General features: G+C 26.4%; 20 protein-coding genes. 2 read left to right on the forward strand and 18 right to left on the reverse strand.

The window, feature by feature from the left end:
* Positions 1–7: 7 nt before the first annotated feature.
* From hprK to SDAV_RS04615, 5 genes are all read right to left on the reverse strand, one after another.
* Positions 8–931: an HPr(Ser) kinase/phosphatase gene (gene hprK, locus SDAV_RS04600; RefSeq protein ID WP_114564736.1), complete on the reverse strand. Its 924-nt coding sequence runs from the start codon at positions 929–931 to the stop codon at positions 8–10.
* A gap of 39 nt (positions 932–970) precedes the next feature.
* On the reverse strand, positions 971–2935 hold the full coding sequence (gene uvrB / locus SDAV_RS04605) for an excinuclease ABC subunit UvrB (RefSeq protein ID WP_114564737.1): 1965 nt from the start codon (positions 2933–2935) through the stop codon (positions 971–973).
* A gap of 163 nt (positions 2936–3098) precedes the next feature.
* Entirely contained in the window at positions 3099–3371 is a 273-nt protein-coding gene (locus tag SDAV_RS13065) for a hypothetical protein (RefSeq protein ID WP_245938524.1), read from the reverse strand.
* Positions 3372–3523: 152 nt separating this feature from the next.
* Complete coding sequence (locus tag SDAV_RS13070) at positions 3524–3748, reverse strand: hypothetical protein (protein WP_245938525.1); 225 nt, start codon at positions 3746–3748, stop codon at positions 3524–3526.
* Positions 3749–4222: 474 nt separating this feature from the next.
* Positions 4223–5245 carry a ribose-phosphate diphosphokinase gene (locus SDAV_RS04615; RefSeq protein WP_186823468.1) on the reverse strand — a complete coding sequence of 341 codons (1023 nt, stop codon included), beginning with the start codon at positions 5243–5245 and terminating at the stop codon, positions 4223–4225.
* Between the two features lie 135 nt (positions 5246–5380).
* On the opposite strand from SDAV_RS04615, the gene SDAV_RS04620 reads away from it, so the two are divergent.
* Positions 5381–5608 carry a NifU family protein gene (locus SDAV_RS04620; protein WP_114564739.1) on the forward strand — a complete coding sequence of 76 codons (228 nt, stop codon included), beginning with the start codon at positions 5381–5383 and terminating at the stop codon, positions 5606–5608.
* A gap of 338 nt (positions 5609–5946) precedes the next feature.
* Here SDAV_RS04620 and SDAV_RS13075 read toward each other — a convergent pair whose 3' ends face one another.
* The 4 genes from SDAV_RS13075 to SDAV_RS04635 form a co-directional block, all read right to left on the reverse strand.
* Entirely contained in the window at positions 5947–6546 is a 600-nt protein-coding gene (locus tag SDAV_RS13075; protein WP_245938526.1) for a hypothetical protein, read from the reverse strand.
* A 123-nt stretch (positions 6547–6669) separates the two neighbouring features.
* Positions 6670–7089 carry a hypothetical protein gene (locus SDAV_RS13080; protein WP_245938527.1) on the reverse strand — a complete coding sequence of 140 codons (420 nt, stop codon included), beginning with the start codon at positions 7087–7089 and terminating at the stop codon, positions 6670–6672.
* A 9-nt stretch (positions 7090–7098) separates the two neighbouring features.
* Positions 7099–7530 carry a ribose 5-phosphate isomerase B gene (rpiB, locus tag SDAV_RS04630; protein WP_114564740.1) on the reverse strand — a complete coding sequence of 144 codons (432 nt, stop codon included), beginning with the start codon at positions 7528–7530 and terminating at the stop codon, positions 7099–7101.
* A gap of 66 nt (positions 7531–7596) precedes the next feature.
* Positions 7597–7884, reverse strand: a complete 288-nt coding sequence (locus tag SDAV_RS04635) for a hypothetical protein (RefSeq protein ID WP_114564741.1) — start codon at positions 7882–7884, stop codon at positions 7597–7599.
* A gap of 148 nt (positions 7885–8032) precedes the next feature.
* On the opposite strand from SDAV_RS04635, the gene rpsT reads away from it, so the two are divergent.
* Positions 8033–8284: a 30S ribosomal protein S20 gene (gene rpsT, locus SDAV_RS04640; protein ID WP_114564742.1), complete on the forward strand. Its 252-nt coding sequence runs from the start codon at positions 8033–8035 to the stop codon at positions 8282–8284.
* Between the two features lie 72 nt (positions 8285–8356).
* Here the strand turns inward: rpsT and SDAV_RS04645 are convergent, their stop codons facing one another.
* The 9 genes from SDAV_RS04645 to SDAV_RS04685 form a co-directional block, all read right to left on the reverse strand.
* A complete protein-coding gene (locus SDAV_RS04645; RefSeq protein WP_114564743.1) occupies positions 8357–9847 on the reverse strand; it encodes a hypothetical protein in 1491 nt (496 codons plus the stop codon).
* A gap of 35 nt (positions 9848–9882) precedes the next feature.
* Positions 9883–10848, reverse strand: a complete 966-nt coding sequence (gene holA / locus SDAV_RS04650) for a DNA polymerase III subunit delta (protein WP_114564744.1) — start codon at positions 10846–10848, stop codon at positions 9883–9885.
* Between the two features lie 100 nt (positions 10849–10948).
* On the reverse strand, positions 10949–11599 hold the full coding sequence (locus tag SDAV_RS13085; protein WP_245938528.1) for a ComEC/Rec2 family competence protein: 651 nt from the start codon (positions 11597–11599) through the stop codon (positions 10949–10951).
* 835 nt (positions 11600–12434) lie between these two features.
* Positions 12435–12659 carry an integrase core domain-containing protein gene (locus SDAV_RS04660; protein WP_281268863.1) on the reverse strand — a complete coding sequence of 75 codons (225 nt, stop codon included), beginning with the start codon at positions 12657–12659 and terminating at the stop codon, positions 12435–12437.
* Between the two features lie 63 nt (positions 12660–12722).
* Positions 12723–12992 (reverse strand): hypothetical protein, encoded by a 270-nt coding sequence (locus tag SDAV_RS04665; RefSeq protein WP_114564745.1) that lies wholly within the window; start codon positions 12990–12992, stop codon positions 12723–12725.
* A 162-nt stretch (positions 12993–13154) separates the two neighbouring features.
* Positions 13155–15755: an extracellular solute-binding protein gene (locus SDAV_RS04670; RefSeq protein WP_114564746.1), complete on the reverse strand. Its 2601-nt coding sequence runs from the start codon at positions 15753–15755 to the stop codon at positions 13155–13157.
* The gene (potB, locus tag SDAV_RS04675; protein ID WP_245938529.1) at positions 15739–16707 is read right to left on the reverse strand and encodes a spermidine/putrescine ABC transporter permease; all 969 of its coding nucleotides are present in this window, start codon (positions 16705–16707) and stop codon (positions 15739–15741) included. The genes SDAV_RS04670 and potB overlap by 17 nt, the downstream gene beginning before the upstream one ends.
* A gap of 12 nt (positions 16708–16719) precedes the next feature.
* Positions 16720–17772 (reverse strand): spermidine/putrescine ABC transporter ATP-binding protein, encoded by a 1053-nt coding sequence (gene potA, locus SDAV_RS04680; protein ID WP_114564748.1) that lies wholly within the window; start codon positions 17770–17772, stop codon positions 16720–16722.
* A gap of 24 nt (positions 17773–17796) precedes the next feature.
* A complete protein-coding gene (locus SDAV_RS04685; protein WP_114564749.1) occupies positions 17797–18330 on the reverse strand; it encodes a helix-turn-helix domain-containing protein in 534 nt (177 codons plus the stop codon).
* Between the last annotated feature and the right edge of the window lies 1 nt (position 18331).

The following is an 18331-nucleotide window of genomic DNA, read 5'->3' on the forward strand; positions in this document are numbered from 1 at the left end:
CTCAATTCTATTTTGAATATTCTTTAAAACGATCTTGTAAAATTTGCATCGAAGAAATTCCTGCTTCATCTAATTTTAATTTTGAAACTGCTGTCTCAACTAATTCACTAACATTACGCCCATATGTAACTGGAATTGTTACAATTGGTACCTTTGTATCTAAAATTTTAATATGTTTATACTTAGATCCTAATCGGTCAATTGATTTATATTGTTCATCATCTAAATGAATTAATTCAATTACTAAATCAATTTTTGATTCATCTAATAAGACTTGCAAACCATAAATTTTACTTAAATCTAAGATTCCTAAACCACGGACTTCAATTAAATTTTTTAACATTTCATGTGATTGACCATATAATCTATTATTTCGTTGCTGAATAATAATCCGATCATCACCAACAAACAAATGATTTTTTTTAATTAATTCTAATGTCATTTCTGATTTTCCAATTCCTGATTTTCCTTTTAATAAAATTCCTTTTCCAAAAACATTAATTAATGATGCATGTTCTTCTGTTACTGGGGCGAAATGTTCATCAAAAAATTCTAATACCATTTTATATAAACGACTTGTTGTAATATTGCTTGCACGAACAACTGGACAACTATGTTTTTCCGCAATTTCTAATAATAATTTATCAGTAAATTTTTCTGTTAAAATAATCATTGGAATATTTTCATTTAAAATATACTCATAGCGCTCTCTTCTTTCTTTTTTACTTAAGGTATTCACAAATAATTGCTCTTTATTTGATAACAAAACTACCCGACGATTACTATTATTTTTTTCAAAATCAAAGCCAGCTAATTCTAATCCTGGTCGATTAAGACCATAAATTTTAATAGGTCGATTAAGACCTTCCCTTCCAGCTAACACCTCGTAGCCAAATTTATCAACAATATCTTTTACAATAAACTTTGTCATTCCCAGTTCCTCCCTGTAAATTAATACTATCACAAATCATTATTCTGATTCAATTTCAATAATAATATCGCGTAATTCTGCAGCTCGTTCAAAATCAAGTTTTTTACTTGCCTCATACATTTCTTTTCGTAAATCTTGTAGTAATCCTTCTTTAGCTGTTTTATATTCTTTTGATTTTTTATTTTTAATGTTATGTAATTTATCACCTTGACGTTTAATATTAGTATAATCACGAATATTCTTAATAATTGTTGTTGGAGTAATATGATATTTCAAATTATATGCCTCTTGAATTTGCCGACGGCGAGCAGTTTCTCGCATTGCTTTTTGCATTGATTCAGAAACACTATCAGCATATAAAATAACATGCCCAGCCGCATTCCTTGCAGCACGACCAATTGTTTGAATTAAACTTCGTTCATTTCGTAAAAATCCTTGCTTATCAGCATCAAGAATACAAATTAATGATACTTCTGGAATATCAATTCCTTCACGAATTAAGTTAACACCAACAATACAATCATAAACTCCTTTTCGTAAATCCAATAATATTTGACTACGTTCTAAAGTTTTTAATTCACTATGTAAATATGCAACTTTAACATTTTGTTCTTGTAAGTAACTTGTTAAATCTTCTGACATCCGAATTGTTAAAGTAGTAATAAAAACACGTTCATTTTTTTTCCGACGAATTTTTACTTGTTCAATAATATCATCAATTTGTCCTACTGTTGATTTTACTTCTACGGTTGGATCTAATAATCCCGTTGGACGAATAATTTGTTCAACCACTTCATTATTTACTAAACCTAATTCATAATCACCCGGAGTTGCTGAAACATAAATAATATTTTTTAATTTTTGATTAAATTCATCAAAATTTAAGGGACGATTATCTAATGCACTTTTTAAACGAAAACCATAATTTACTAAGGTTTCTTTTCGACTTCGATCTGTGTTATACATTGATCGAATTTGTGGCAATGACATATGTGATTCATCAATAATAGTTAAAAAATCTTGGCCAAAAAAATCAATCAAAGTATATGGCGCTTCACCTTCTTCTCGTAAATCTAAATGTCGTGAATAGTTTTCAATTCCAGAACATATTCCACTTTCACGAAGTAAATCTAAATCATATTCAGTTCGTTGTTTTAAGCGTTGTAATTCAACAATTTTTCCAGCTGCTTCTAATTCAGCTAAGCAAACTTTTAATTCTGATTCAATTCGCTTAATTGCTTCAACTAAGCGTTCTGGAGAAGTAATATAATCTTGCGCTGGAAAAATTGTTAATGTTGATAACCGCTGTGTAACATCACCAGTAATTCCATCAATATAAGCTAAATCATCAATTTCATCTCCAAACAAATCAATGCGAATAAAAGTTTTAACATTTCACCCTGGAACAATTTTAATTACATCACCTTTAGCACTAAAACTACCTGGAATCAATTCAATATCATTACGAACATATCCTGATGATACTAAAAAAATGGCTAAATCTTTTTTACTAATTTTTTGATTACGATTAATTTGCAAAAAAGATTTTTTATATTCATTTGGATCTTGTGCTGCATAAATTGCAGCAACAGAAGCCACGACAATAACATCTTTACGAGTTGTTAAAGCATTAAAAGCACTTAACCGCATCATGTCTAACTCCATATTTTGGCGAGCATCTTTATTAATGTATAAATCTTTTCCTGGCAAATAAGCTTCCGGTTGATAAAAATCAAAGTTTGAAACAAAATACTCAACACGATTTTCTGGAAACATTTCTTTTAACTCAACATATAATTGCATTGCTAATGTTTTATTATGTGCCATCACCAATGTTGGTTTTTGATAATTTTCAATAACATTTGCCATTGTAAATGTTTTTCCAGTTCCCGTTGCTCCTAATAAAACTTGATGTTTTTTATTTGCTAATAAATTGGTAGTTAATTTTTCAATTGCCAGGGGTTGATCACCTGCTGGCAAATAATTTGATGTTAATTTAAACACTATTTCACTACTCCTTTATAATTTTACTTTTCTATAATTATATCAATAATTATATCAATCTTCCTTATAATTATTTTAAAAATAAAAAAGTAATATTAGCAACAGGAATATAAACACCATCTCAATAAAGATCAATTGTTTCATTGGTTGTAAATTGCATTACTTACACTTTCATTTCATAACTACCCGTTACTTTTCCCCCATTTTGTGTAATTGTTACAATATATTCTCCCTTTACTAACTCAGCACCAGTTGCTCCCGTTGATTTCTGCTTAATTGCTGTATTTAAAGAAACTCCAGCACAATATTCTTTTGACAATCATTCCATAACAGCTGTTTGAACACTTTTTTCTAAATCTTCTTCTTTAAAATTATTATTTAAAAATGAAGGAGCTGGAATTTTATTTGCAAACTTTGTTAAATCTAAATCAAGCATTAGTTCACCAACAAACTTAACTGTAATTTTAATTTTTTTAGTAACACTTGTTGCTGTTTCTGGTGCTGAAGCAGTAACATTATATGCTTGTTCTAATAGTTTTTTTGTATCATCAGTTTCTTTTCCAACTTTATATTCAATTTCATCTTTTTTTAACTGCTGGTGCTAGTTTTCCTTCAACATACTGTTGAACAGCTTTTTAAATTACCCACAGTATTATTAACCGTTAAATTACTCTTAAATCCTTTTGCTGAAATAGTTGCTAAATCAAATTTAAATTTACTTTGATCAACAACATTAATACTAAAATTACCCATTCCTTGGACGGTCTTTTCATTAGCTTTTGCTGTTAAGGTAAGTTCATAATTTCCAACCACTAATTTTCCTCCTGTAGTACTACCAGCTGGTCTTGTTTTTACCTCTAATTCAATTTCATCAGGATTTACTTTAATATTACTTTCTTTATCTAATTCAGCAACAATAACATCTTTAATATTAGATTCACTTTCATTGGTTGTGAAATAATCCTTTTTTAATATGGTAAAATCAACTGCCCCTAAATCTGGTAAAACTTAATAACCATATTGATGAATTTTTGCTTTACCATTGATTTGATAATAACCCTTTAATGTTCGCTTTGCTTCTGCACTAACTTTTGCTTTATGATATATTGTAATATAATAATAATTTGGATAAATAGTTTTTTCTTAATTTAATTATAGCAAAAAAACTACTTTAAAATTGATTATCTAATCATAAATAAATTACTCTCTTTCTTAATAAAAAAAATTATAAAAAAAAAAAAAAAGTTTGCATTTCTTAACTAAACAATGCAAACTTTACCAACTATTTTATTTTTTTATTTTCTCAATTATTTTTTTTATTTGCTCATTACATTTTGAATAAACATCTGATAAACTACGTTTTTCAATCATTGCTCTAATCATCTGTGAAATTAAATCAGCAATTGAAATGACTTCTAACCCGTCAAATAATCGATCTTGATTAATATCAATTGTATTTGTAACAATAACCTTTTTAACTGTCCCATCATTAATAAGTTCTGTTAAACGCTCTTTTGCTGGGGGTGAAAATACTCCATGGCATGATAATAAATAAACTGCTTTTGCCCCATGCTGTTTTAATGCTTTTGCTGCATTACAAATTGTGCCAGCTGTATCAATCATATCATCAACAATAAAACAAATACGGTCTTTGACATCTCCCAAAATAAATTGAACTTCACTAACATTTGGTTTTGGGCGGCGCTTATCAATTACTGCAATATTCCCAGCTAAATTTCCTAAACGATTAGCCACATCTCGTGCCCGTACTAATCCACCATGGTCTGGTGAAACAATTGTTATTTCTTCTTTAAGATGGTCTTCTTCAATTTTTCGAACAATTGTTCTTACTAATTCTTGTGTTGAGCGTAAATCATCAACTGGAACATCAAAAAATCCCATTGATTGTGGCGAATGTAAATCAACAGTCATTACTCTTGTTGCCCCTGCTGTTGTTAACATATTTGCCACTAATTTACATGTAATTGGTTGGCGACCACGTGCTTTTCGATCTTGACGAGCATATCCAAAGTAGGGAATGATCACATTAATGCTTTGTGCACTACCGCGTTTTAGAGCATCAATCGCAATTAATAATTCCATTAGATTTTCATTGACTGGCCAAGATGTTGATTGAATAATATAAACATCTTTCCCCCGCACTGAATTCATTGCCCTTACCAAAATTTCACCATCAGCAAAAAGAACAGTTTCCATTTCTTGTCTTGTTACACCTAAAATTTTACAAATTTCGTGTGCTAATTTTATTCCAGCAGATAGGCCATATATACTAAAACTTTTTTCTTCCATTAGTCCTCCTCTAAACATTTAAACTCCAATAAAAATTCTAAATTGAATCTCTACGTATTATTATATACATATCCATAATTAATTAAACTAACTTTGTTATAAAAATGCTATAATTAAATAGTGAAGGTGATTAGAATGACACAAAAAAATCAAGCAAAAGATATTATTGATAATCTTCGCCCTTATATTAACCAAGATGGCGGCGATATTGAATTTGTTGAAGTTAAAAATAATATTGTTTATGTTCGTTTGGCAGGAGCATGTGTTGGTTGCGGATTAATTGATTCAACAATTAAAGATGGTGTTGAACAAATTGTTAAACAAGAAATTCCTGATATTATTGCAGTAGAAGTTATTATGTAACTTCTTTTTTTGTAAATATTTTTTTAAAGCAATTTTTTGATCAATCTCATGGATAACAATCATTCCAACTAATTCACTAAGCTTACTTTCAAATTGGTTGCGATTATAATATTCACCACTAATAAATTTAATGCTAAAGAAAGCAACAACAATTAAAATAAAGCAGCTAATAGCACAACTTAAATATAAATATAAAATAACTTGCTTTAATGAATCTAAAAATAAATCATTTTTAATAAATGGTAAATTTCAATCTAAATTTAAATTACTAAAAATACCAACTTGATAATGGGCAAAAACCCGGATTAAGAATTTTACAAGAAATGTTACTAAAGCATTTAATGCTGAAAAATAACCCGTGACAGGTTGATTTTGAATCCGATAATTCCACATCATTGTAATTGAAAATAAAATTCCAAAAAAAATATCATTGCAAAACCATTTAAAAATTGACAAATTAATAAAACTTCCGGAATTGGAATGATAGCAACAAAAATAAAATATAGACTTCAAATTATCAATGCTAAAATTAATGAATTCTTAATTCCAATTTTTCTAATAAAAAAATAAATAGACATTGCTCCAATAATTTGTGCAAACCATCAAATTTCCTGAACTAAATGTAAATAATGTTCCACCATCATTTTACTGTGATAATGTACTCAAGTTTCTTGTGCTAAAATAATATTTAAAAAATCACCTTGACTTAATTCTCTTAAAATAGCAATAAAAAATAATAGACTAAGAATAACAATAATTTTTCATCATGAAAATGTACTAAAATGTTTTAAAACTTTCGGAGAAAAAGCACCAATATTGTTTTTAATTTCCGGCATATAAAAACAAAAAGCAAATGAAAACATTAGGATAATAGTAATTATTCCAAAAATAATATAATGGAATGTTAATTCACTATTATTAAAATTTTTAACAAACATCAATACATTAGCATCAGTCATATTCGATATTACAACAATTGGTAAATTTAAAGTTACTGTTGCAAAAGGATTAGTTCGATAAAAATAAATCTCATTAAAACTTAAATATCATAATGAATTTGTTTAAACACCAAAGCCAAAAGTAATCGTACAAATAATCATAGTAATTCAATTTTGCGGTAAAATAAAAACTAATAAAATTCCTAAAAACATTAAGCAATATGAAATTCAAAACCATAATTTCCGACTTTGAAATAATCCTGTAATGCATGAAGCTGGAATAAAAAAGATTGCCGCATATAAAGATGTACTAACTACTAATAAAAGAGTAATTGAATTAATATTTTTAGCAAAATTAAAAATGATAAAATTATAATTTAAAGTTAGTGAACATGATAATGCTAACCAAAAACAAAAATTCTGAATAATAAAAACTCATTGATAAAAAGATTTTATTCCTTTTTTAACCAAGTTAGTTATATATCCTAACATAAGTAAAATTGTTAAAAAAGGATACAAAAATAAATTATCTCAATTATTCATAATTTTATCCTAAAGGTTATTAAGTTTTTCAACACGAAACGCATGACGACCAGCATCAAAAGTACTATTTAAAAACATATCAACAATTCAAATTGCATTTTGATTTGCAATAACTCTAGCACCCAATGCCAAAACATTAGCATTATTATGTTCGCGCGCTAATTTTGCTAGCATTGTTTCATTACACAATGCTGATCTAATTCCTTTTACTTTATTTGCCGCAATTGAAATTCCAATTCCTGTTCCACAAATTATAATTCCAATACTATTTTTTTCTTTAATTACGCGTTCACCAAGAGCTTGACCAATATCAGGATAATCAACTGCCTCAATACTATCTGTACCTAAATTAATAATTTCATATTTTTGTGCAATTAAATGTTTAACAATTGCATTTTTCATTTCAATACCTGTATGATCATTCCCAATCACAATTTTCATTCTTGTTGTTCTCCTTTTCCTACAATTTAACTATAACATATTGATTTTTTAAATAAAAAACAAAAATTAATTCCTTGTAATAATATCCAATAATTTTCCAGGACTCATTGGCGTTACTGTTACAATTAGTTTTGTCTGTTTTGCAACTACAACATATAAGTTCCCTTTTAAATCATCCAATTTAATATATAAATTTTTTGTTGTCTCAATTCGATCAGAAGAATTATCAATCATTTTAATAATTTTTTCTTTAATAATTCAGTCATTTTCATTTTTAAAAGCAGAAATTCGTTCTCGAATTCGTTGCAAACAATGAAAAGAAAACCCTAAACGGTGTTGATAATAATATCCCATTTCTATATCCACCTACTTTACAATTATTATACAGATATATTTAAAAAAAAATAATGATAAAATATTAAAAAAGTAGCACTTTCTTTTACACTTTTTTATCTATTTGATATAATTCGTTTGTGTATTAAAAGTCGAAAGGAGAGCAAAAATGGCTAATATTAAATCACAAATTAAAAGAGTTAAAACAAATTCAAAAGCTAATTTAGAAAATAAATCTTTTAAATCATCAGTAAAAACAGCAATCAAAAAAGCAGAAATCGCTATTAACGTACAAGAAGCAAACGCATCACAATTAGTTAATACTGCAATTAGTTTAGTTGACAAAGCAGTTACTAAAGGAATTTATCATGCTAATAAAGCTGCTCGTGTTAAAAGCAGATTAATGCTTAAAACACATTAATTTCAAAATCCTTTTCAACAAAGACAGTAAATATTAAAAAAATAAAAAAAATCATAATTAATATGATTTTTTTTATTTATCTTTTGATTTATTATAATCATCTTTTTCAAAAACATTATCATCCTTAAACTCATCATCAAATAATGTTGGATCCATTTCATATTTTTGTCCATTCATCATTGCAGTAACTGCTTTTTGGTATTCTGTATTGGCACGAATTAATTTATTACGGTCTGTTTTAGGAACTAAAACTGCTAAAATAATAACCATAATTCCCGCAAGAAGACCAGCAATCATTGAAATAATTGTAAAAATATGTAATACTTGGTAAGTTGTGCTATTATAAACTTCTCTTACTAAACTATTAATTGTCATAGTTAAATCTGAATCTGGTAATAATAATCATTCTGTTATTTCTAATTGTGGGTCGTTTTTAATAATATAGCCATTATTAGGTACCGATATACTATTAAAATATTTCTCAACAACATTTGGTAATAATACTTGAATTAATGACAATGAAGAATAAAAAAGAATAATGATTGATAATACAACTGGTCAGAATCTAACAACATAATTATCCCGTTTAAAACGCTTTTTCACTAATAATTCATAACCCAAGAAAATTCCTGGCAAAATCGATAAAATTCCTGAGAAAGTTTGCAATCCGGCGGACTGCATTAATAAAAATTTATATTTTGAACCAAAACTAAATACTTCACTAAAATTATTGTTAGCATTATGTAAAGCACTATCAGCACCACCACCAATAATAACAATTGCACTAGTTCGTGGGATTGTATAAACAATTACTTTTGTGTCTAAATAGATATTTAAATAGGAATTTAAAAATCACAATAAAATTAACAAAGCAGAAGCTAAAATAACAAAACCAGCAACAATTTTCTTTAAAATTGACATATACTTTGGTTTTGAAGTATAAAAATAAAACCGTGGGTCTAAGCGTGGATGAATTGGCATATTTGCCATTTGCTGCATCATTTGTGATATATCAAATTTACTTGAATCACTAAAGTCCGGGCTAATGCCACCCATTGGCTCTCCTATGCCTCCAATTCCCCTTGCTGGCCCTACTTCCGGTTGTGATTCGTCTGCCCCTTCTTCATTAGCTTTAACTTTTAACTTCTCACGAGCATTATCAATTGCTTTTTCATCAGTAAAATCAGCTGTGGCATCAATTAACTCATTAGTGACGATGTTTTCTCTGGTAATATAATTTTTTTCAACACCAAAATTTGAAACAATATATTTCACAAAAGCAACATATTCTTCATCTAACATATTAAAAGTAGCCCCGTCAACCTTTTCAATTGTTTCTGATTCATTAGTAATATCAGCCAAAACTTGAGCAAATGAAAGAGTAAATTTATTATCATTTAAATTTGCATTAAATTCTTTTTCTAATGTTAATAAATTACAAATTTGTTGAATTACTAATTTTTTAAAGTTCTGGTTAACTATTACTTGTGCCTTAATATTATCATCGTTAAAGATATTATATAATGTATAAACTATATGGGCATATAATTTATTTTCTTTCATTTATTTATGTCCCTCATCTCTCTTTTTGTAATAATTTAATTTATATCAAATAATTTAATTAAATACAAATCACTACTAATTTCTTTTCTTATTATACCTTTTTTTATATTATAATCAATTCAAAATAATTCTTGAATAATATTATTTGCTTTATTAATACTGAAATTATGCATATGCTCTGAAATTTTTTTTACTCGAAACGGATGAATTTGTAAAATTTCTGCAATTTGTGAGGGTGTTTTTTTTAAAGCAGATAAAACAATAATATCTCTTGTAAAAATAATACTATTGGTAATTAATGCTAATAAAGCAATACTATTTAAACCGCGTTCTTGTAAATAATGATAATTTATTAAAAAACTATTCAAATCATTTTTTAATAAATCATCAACTAATTTAAAAATATTGGTATCTAAATACTTTGTCATATTATTTTCAATTAATTCCATCGTAATATTTGAATTTATTAATAATAATTTTTCTAATTCATTTTTAATAATATATAAATTATTTGGCAAATATTCAACAATCTTAGGAATTAAATTTTGTTTAATCGCCCCATTATGCTTTGTAATATAATCATCAATAAACTTAATTAATTCATTATATGATAAATTTGTTGCTTTTAAAACACTAGTTAACGCTAACATTTGTTTAGTTATTTTTAAACGATTACTAAGTTTATTGACTGGACAAATAAAAATAATAAAAGTACTCGGATTTGGAGCTGCTAAATATTCCATTAAACTTGTTAAATAAATTTTATTGTCTATTTTTGTATTAATCTTTTCTTCTGTAAGAAAATAACTATCATTAACTATTATTATTCTTTTTTCTGAAAACATTGGAATTGTGTTGGCATCATTCAGAATAGATAATAGGGGGTCTTCTAAGTAATTATATTCTTGTAAATCATACTCATTATAAGGATTAATTTTTTTTAAAATCTTATTTTTTTGCATTTTAATTAAAAAAGCATCTTCTCCATATATTAAAAACATCTTTTAAAGCTCCTTTAGAATGTTCTAAAACTTATGACAAAGTAATATTATCATATAAAGTAAAAAATAAATTAAGGATTTAAAATAATTTAATTGCTGTTTATGCTGACATAATATTAAATTGAAGATTTCTTCTACCATTTGTAAAATAAATTTGACACCTAATTGTTTTTAAATTTTCAACAACAATTGGCGCCGGATAATTTTGGCGTTTTGTTTTTTCACCAGAGATTAAGCAAACCTTTGGTGTTATTTTTTGTAAAAATGCTAAGCTTGAACTAGTTTCTGAACCATGATGCGGAACTTGTAACAGAGTGATTGGAGATAATTTTTCTCGTAATAAATTTATTTCAATTTTTTTACTAATATCACCTGTTAATAAAATTTGATATTGACTTATTTTAACCAAAAGAACTAAACTATTATTATTTTCATCTTTATCATTAATTGTTTTATGTAAGACAGTAAATCCTAATCCACCAAATTGAAATGTTTTCAATTTTGTATCATTTTGAATTACTTGTTTAACATTAAAATATTTTTTTACAGTTGGTAAATTATTCTTATGATCATCATGTTGATGTGAAACAAAAATAGCATCAATTCAATTAATACCTGCTCATTTTAAATAATTACTAACTAATTGTTTTGAACGACCATAGCCAACACCAACATCATATAAAACTATTTTTAAAGTACGCTTGTCTTGAAAAACAATTGTTTGACCGTTACCAACATTTAACATTGTCATTGAATAATGAATACTAGTAAAATATGATTGCAAACTATAACAAATTATTCATAGAATGCAAAATATTCTAAATATTTTGTTTCCAAACACACTTTTATTCATTCCTAATAAAAGAATATAATAAAAGAAATCACAAAGGGACATAACCAATATTTCATATTAAATTAATTTTATTTAAAATCACCATATAATTAATTAAAAATAAGTAAAAATATTTATAAATAAAATAACATGATGGTATAAAAACAATTAGTTAAAGAGAATAAATAAATTAATGATAAGATTGGTAACAATAATAAATTAAATAAAATAGTAGAAAAATTTAATTGATAATTAAAATATAGCATTCATCCAAGTATAAAAATAAATACCATTAAGTTATAATATAGCAATTTCTGTCAAAAATAATAATGTTTTGTTTTTAAATTTAAGTTTAAAAATAATTATGTTATTGTAAAACTATATCAAAACCCACTTCCTAAAAAACTATATGGAAAAAATAATAATATTAATAAAATACTTAAATTTCATTTTTGCTTTGCTATTAATTTATAGTCTCAAAAGTGAACATTAAATAGTGATAACGATAACAAGACAATTGCTTTTACACTAGTAAAAGAAAAATTTAATAAATATAAATAAAAAAAAATAAGAATAAGTAAATTAAAAAATAATATATATTATACCACAGACATTTTAAAGATTACAAGAAAATAACAAAAATAATAAAAATATTTATTTATAATTATAAAAATATCATAAAATAAATAAATAAAAAATATAAAATTAAACAAACTAAAAATTAGTTTAAATACAAAAACTTAATAATTTAAAATTATTTAATTAAACTATTCAAAAAGTTAAATGGTGTCTGAAAATTTAAAGACTTATGAACTCTTTCAAAATTATAAAAATAATAATAATCATTTAATTTATTATGTAAACTAACAACATTTAATATTTTTTCTTCAAATACAAATAATTTAGTATAATTTTGATGAAATCTTTCAATATTACCTTTTGACTGCGGAGAACGAACCGGTGTTGTCTGATGAAAAATATTTTTATATCAAACATTTTAGTATAATATTGTTTACGATATGCTTGTAAATATGCTTTTTTTCTAAGTCTTTTGTTTTTTTATTAATGATTGGGTTTTATTTTCTTCACTATCTGAGGCATCACCAAAAGGACTAGAAAAATTACATGCTATATATACTTGTTCAATAATTGATTTTTGGTCTTGTGTATATGTTTCTAAAGTTGGTGTACCTTGTACTACTTGTAAAGATTGAGATAATTGACCATCAACAGCTGATTGACCTGATTGAATAAAAATATTATCAAATATATTTTGTAATACTTTTTTATTACCTTTATTATAAGCAGTCATTAAATCATCATCTAATTGACCATATCAATTACTCCGAATAAAATTGTAAACATAAAATACCCCTACTTTCTAATTGTTCTCCCCTACTTTCAAATTACTATATAATCATCTTATTTTTTATTTTCCTTTTGTTAATTAAAATTTAATGTTAAAAAATAATTATTAGTTTTTCCCAGCAATTAAAATATTATATTTATTTAATACATAACCATCTAAATCAGTTATTTCAAATGTTCTATCGGACATTTCTGGTTGAGCAACATACATTCCCTTCTCATTAAGTTTCGCTACAGGAACATAATCACGTTGATAATTAATTATTGCGCCAAATTCTGGATCATGACCATTACGATAATAATTATAATTATTTTCATAATCCATTACTTGTTGATATGGTGAAGTATAATTAGCTTCTTCTGTTAATGCTGATGAATTTTGAATAATAAAATTCATAAATTTATAAGCTAACTCCTGATTTCTAGCATTTTTTGATAAAACCATATTATCACTTCAAATGTTAGTTCCTTCAACTGTTTCTGGTGTTCAGGCCGTTGTTGCTCGTGGGCGGGTAATAATTAATTTTGTTCCCTTCGCTTCTTCATGACTCTTTGCAAATAATGTATCCGCATAAATTGCATCCCCATTATACATAAAAGCAAAATCAAAATGTCCATCACCAACTGCATTGATTAACTCATCATTCATTAAGGTAACATTATTATGTTTTAACAATGTTGCTAATTCGTTGTAACCATGATCAACTTCCATTTGCGTTGTTGGTACTGGTTTGAAATAATTTTTTTCAGTAGTTAACATAAATAAATTTCGTGGATCATTATTAATTAAAACTCGTTTATTTGCTGCGGTTGCTTGTCATAAAATATCTCATGAAATGCCATTTGAGATAATCTTATTATTTTCAACATCATTAAGTTTAATTTGAACGCGATTTATACTAGGTTCTCACTCTGCACGTTGATAACCAAATTTTCCTTGAGCTGTTGTTGGTAAATTTTGATTTGCTTTAGCAAATATCTCATCTAAAAATTTTAAGTTACTTTCTGTTGGATTAATCACAAGTGATACTTCTCCTCAAAAATAAGGTAAACTATAATTAACAATTGAATTAACAATTGTTTTTTGAGTAGCATCTTTCAGTTTATTTTTATTTAAAACATTTAATAATCCATCAACTAATGATGCCGCATAATTTTTATCAAAACATTTTGCTGTTGTTGGATCCAAAGTAGAAGGAACAATACAATTTTGATAAAATTCTGGATTTGTTTTTTGTACTGTTGCTACATCAACATTTAAATCATTAAAATATTCATTCCCAACTGTTCGTTCTTTGACATCTTGTCCATGATAATTTGGATTAGGTTTAATAATGTTGAAATTTTTATCAACATCATTTAATTTTTGATAATCAATTTCTTCTAAACGTCCTTCTTGCGCTAACTTATTAACCATATATTCACTTGGAACCATCACGTCATAATGTGTCGTATATAATTTGTTATACAATGTTTCATTACTATCATAAACACTATATTTAACTTTTACATTATATTTTTTTTCAAACTTACTAATTAAATCTGAAGTAATATATTCACCTCAATTTGCTACTGCTAAATCATAAATATTATTTTTAATATAAACTGCTGTTAGCAAAGCAATTGAGCCAACTGAAATTGTTATTAACAATAATGACTTTCAACTTTTTGCCAATCAACGAAATTTTTTTCGTGATATTTTATTAATATTTTCTTTTGTTTCTTGTCTTTCAATAAAAGTTTGTTTTTTATTCTTAATTCATAAAACACTTTTATCATATTTTTTTTCTAGTTTAATAATTTTTCAACGTAATTGTTCTTTTTGTTTTTCATTATTAATTTTTTTATTATTTAATTTATGATAAAGAAAAGCTAATTTCTTTTCATATCGCATAATATCTTTATCTTTATAAGTTCCTTTTAACATTTCTCGGCGAAATTTATTATAATTAATTTTATAAACATTTCATCCATTTCATCCAATAATAATAACTCCAATAATTGCAATACAAATCGTACCAAAAGCATTAATAAAAGGTTTAATTCTTTTCATTGTATAAATAAAAGTTGCAACATTGACATCGTCACCACCAGTAAAATAAGAGATAATAAAGTCATCAAAACTCATTGCAAAGGCAATTGCTGCAGCTGCAATAATTGCTGGTTTTAAAATTGGTAAAATAATTTTTCGCAAAGTTTGTGAGGGCTTTGCACCTAAATCTAATGAAGCTTCAATTAATTTTGGATCAACTTTCCGTAAACGTGGTAATACTGTAATAATTACATATGGAACATCAAATGAAATATGTGCTAAAACTAATGTTAACATTCCAAAATTTGCTCCTAAAGCAATAAATAACATCATCAACGAAACAGCTGTAATAATATCAGCATTAATTAATGGAATATTAGTAATTGATAATGTCATTTTTTGTGTAACTCGCCGTGCTCAACTTAATCCAATCGCAGCTAAAGTGCCAATAATAACCGATACAACAGTTGCAATTACTGCTGTAAAAACTGACACAATAATACTTTGTAAAAAAAATTGCTCACTAGCAAGTTGTTTATACCAACGATCAGAAAAACCATTAAAAATACTCATACTTTCACCACTATTAAATGAAAATAAAATTAAAATCATAATTGGAATATAAATGAATAACATAATTAATGCCATATAAGATGATTTAAAAAACTTTTTCATTGCGACGCCCCTTTCTTGTTTCAAAATATTTTGATAATGAATTTGATAGCACAATAATTAAAAAAACAATAAGGGCTAAGACAACTGAGATTGCTGCGCCAATTCCAAAGTTTTCTCCTTTAAAGAAATATGCTTCAATTACATCAACAATTAAATTAATACGACCATTCCCCATAAATTTAACAATAATTAACGAAGTTGCTGCTTGCACTAATAATAATGTTCCACCTGAAATAATACCTGGGATTGATTGACGAAAAATAACTTTTCAAAATGTTTTAAAACCATTTGCTCCCAAATCTTTTGAAGCTTCAATTAATGAAGTATCAATTTTATCTAAACTATTATAAATTGGTAAAATTACAAATGGTAAAAATGCATACACCATTCCAATAACAACCGAAATTGGGGTTCCAAGTAAACTTGGAACAATAATATTAAACATTGTTTGTAATCCAATAATTTTTAGTAACATATTAATTCAAATTGGTAAGATTACTAAAATTCAAATATTTTTTGACAATAGTTTTGATTTACAAAATGCCATCACATAAGCAACTGGATAAGCAATCACAATTGCAATTAAGGCGGCAATTAATGAATATCCTAAAGCTAAGAATAGTGCAATAACAAATTTTTGCTCTGAAAAAAAAGTTACAAAATTATTATAATTAATTTCAAAAACTAAACTATTTCCCGTTGGTTGAATAAACGAATATAATAAAATAATTAATAATGGTACAACAATTAATAAAATCATAATAATAAGGTGTGGCCATAAAATTTGATTGAACCCTCTTTTAAACCATTTGTTTTGTTTTGCATGATAAGAAATATTTAAATATTTTGTTCGACATCAAGCAGCAAAATGTTGACTAATTGATTTAATTTTACTACCTTGTTTTTTAAATCATCCTTTACCTTTTTTTGGTGGTTTATTTTTGTTTTCCATCATTCTTGCTCCTTAATCATCAATCTCTTTCCACATAACATGAATATCTTCAACATTTCATGAAATATCAACTTGATCACCTTCTTCAACTCTATCTGTTGAATGAATTAAATATTTTCGTTCTTTACATTTAACAATAATTTCCCAATGAACTCCTTTAAAATTAACTCTTTTAACTGTTCCTGTAAAAAATCCTTTCCCAACTGGAACAATTTCAATATCTTCAGGACGAATAATAATATCAATTTGTTCTTCATTTTCACCAAATCCACGGTCAACACAAACAATTTTTTTGCCATCAATTGCTACTAAATTATCTTTAATAAAAATTGCATTTGAAATAATATTTGAGTCACCAATAAATTGTGCTGTTCATAAATTCTCTGGTTCATTATAAATTTCCGCTGGTGTTCCAACCTGTTGAATTGCTCCATCATTCATTACAATAATACGATCAGACAATGTTAATGCTTCTTCTTGATCATGCGTTACTAAAATAAAAGTAATTCCAATTTCTCCTTGCAAAGTTTTTAATTCTGCTTGCATTTTTTTTCGTAACTTAACATCTAATGCAGCCATTGGTTCATCTAATAACAAAACCTTTGGCTTATTAATTAATGCTCGTGCTAATGCAACGCGCTGGCGTTGACCACCCGATAATTGTTCAACTGATTTATCTTCAAAACCTTCTAATCCTACTAATTGTAAAAATTTCTTTACTTCAGTTTCAATAACATCATACTTATTGCGTTTAACTTTTAAACCATAAGCAATATTATCAAAAACAGTTAAATGCGGAAATAAAGCATAATTTTGAAAAACAGTATTAACTTCTCGTTTATGAACTGGCGTTTTTAAATAGTCCTTTCCTAAAAATAATAATTCCCCACTATTAGGTTGTTCAAATCCAGCAATAATTCTTAATGTTGTTGTTTTTCCACATCCTGATGGTCCTAGTAATGTGACAAATTCTCCTTCTTTAATGTTTAAGTTAATTCCTTTCAAAACTACTTTTCCTTCATATTGTTTTGAAATGTTTCTTAACTCTAAAATATTTGTTTCCAATGCTCCTGCTCCTTTTCTAATCTTTTAAAATATTGGTGGTGTTGAAATTCATAATACCTCAACAATTTCATTTGTTTCATTTTTTAAATAGTGTTGATTATTACCATATAAATAAAAACTATCACGAGTATGTGCTGTTTGTACTTTTTGCCCAGAATAAACTAACACTGTTCCTTTCAAAACATAACCAAAAATCTGACCCTCAAATGGTAATATCCGTTCTGATTTTCCTTGCTGCTTAATTTGAATTAAAATTGGTTCTAATTCATTTACTTGCGCATTAGGAACTAATCATTCAATTCGATAATCATTTTGTTCAACTTCATAATGTTCTTCTGCTGCATAAACAAATTTTCTATTTTTTTCTTGTTTAAAAAAATCTGCTAAGTTGGTGCCTAAAACTTCTAAAATACTTTCTAGTGTTGCAATACTTGGAGAAGAAATATCGCGTTCAAGTTGACTAATAAAGCCTTTCGTTAATTCACAACGATTTGCTAATTCTTCAATTGTTAAATTATTTTTTTGACGTAATAGTTTAATCTTCTCTCCTAGTAACATA

It is taken from the genome of Spiroplasma phoeniceum P40, assembly GCF_003339775.1.
GTDB lineage: Bacteria > Bacillota_I > Bacilli_A > Mycoplasmatales > Mycoplasmataceae > Spiroplasma > Spiroplasma phoeniceum.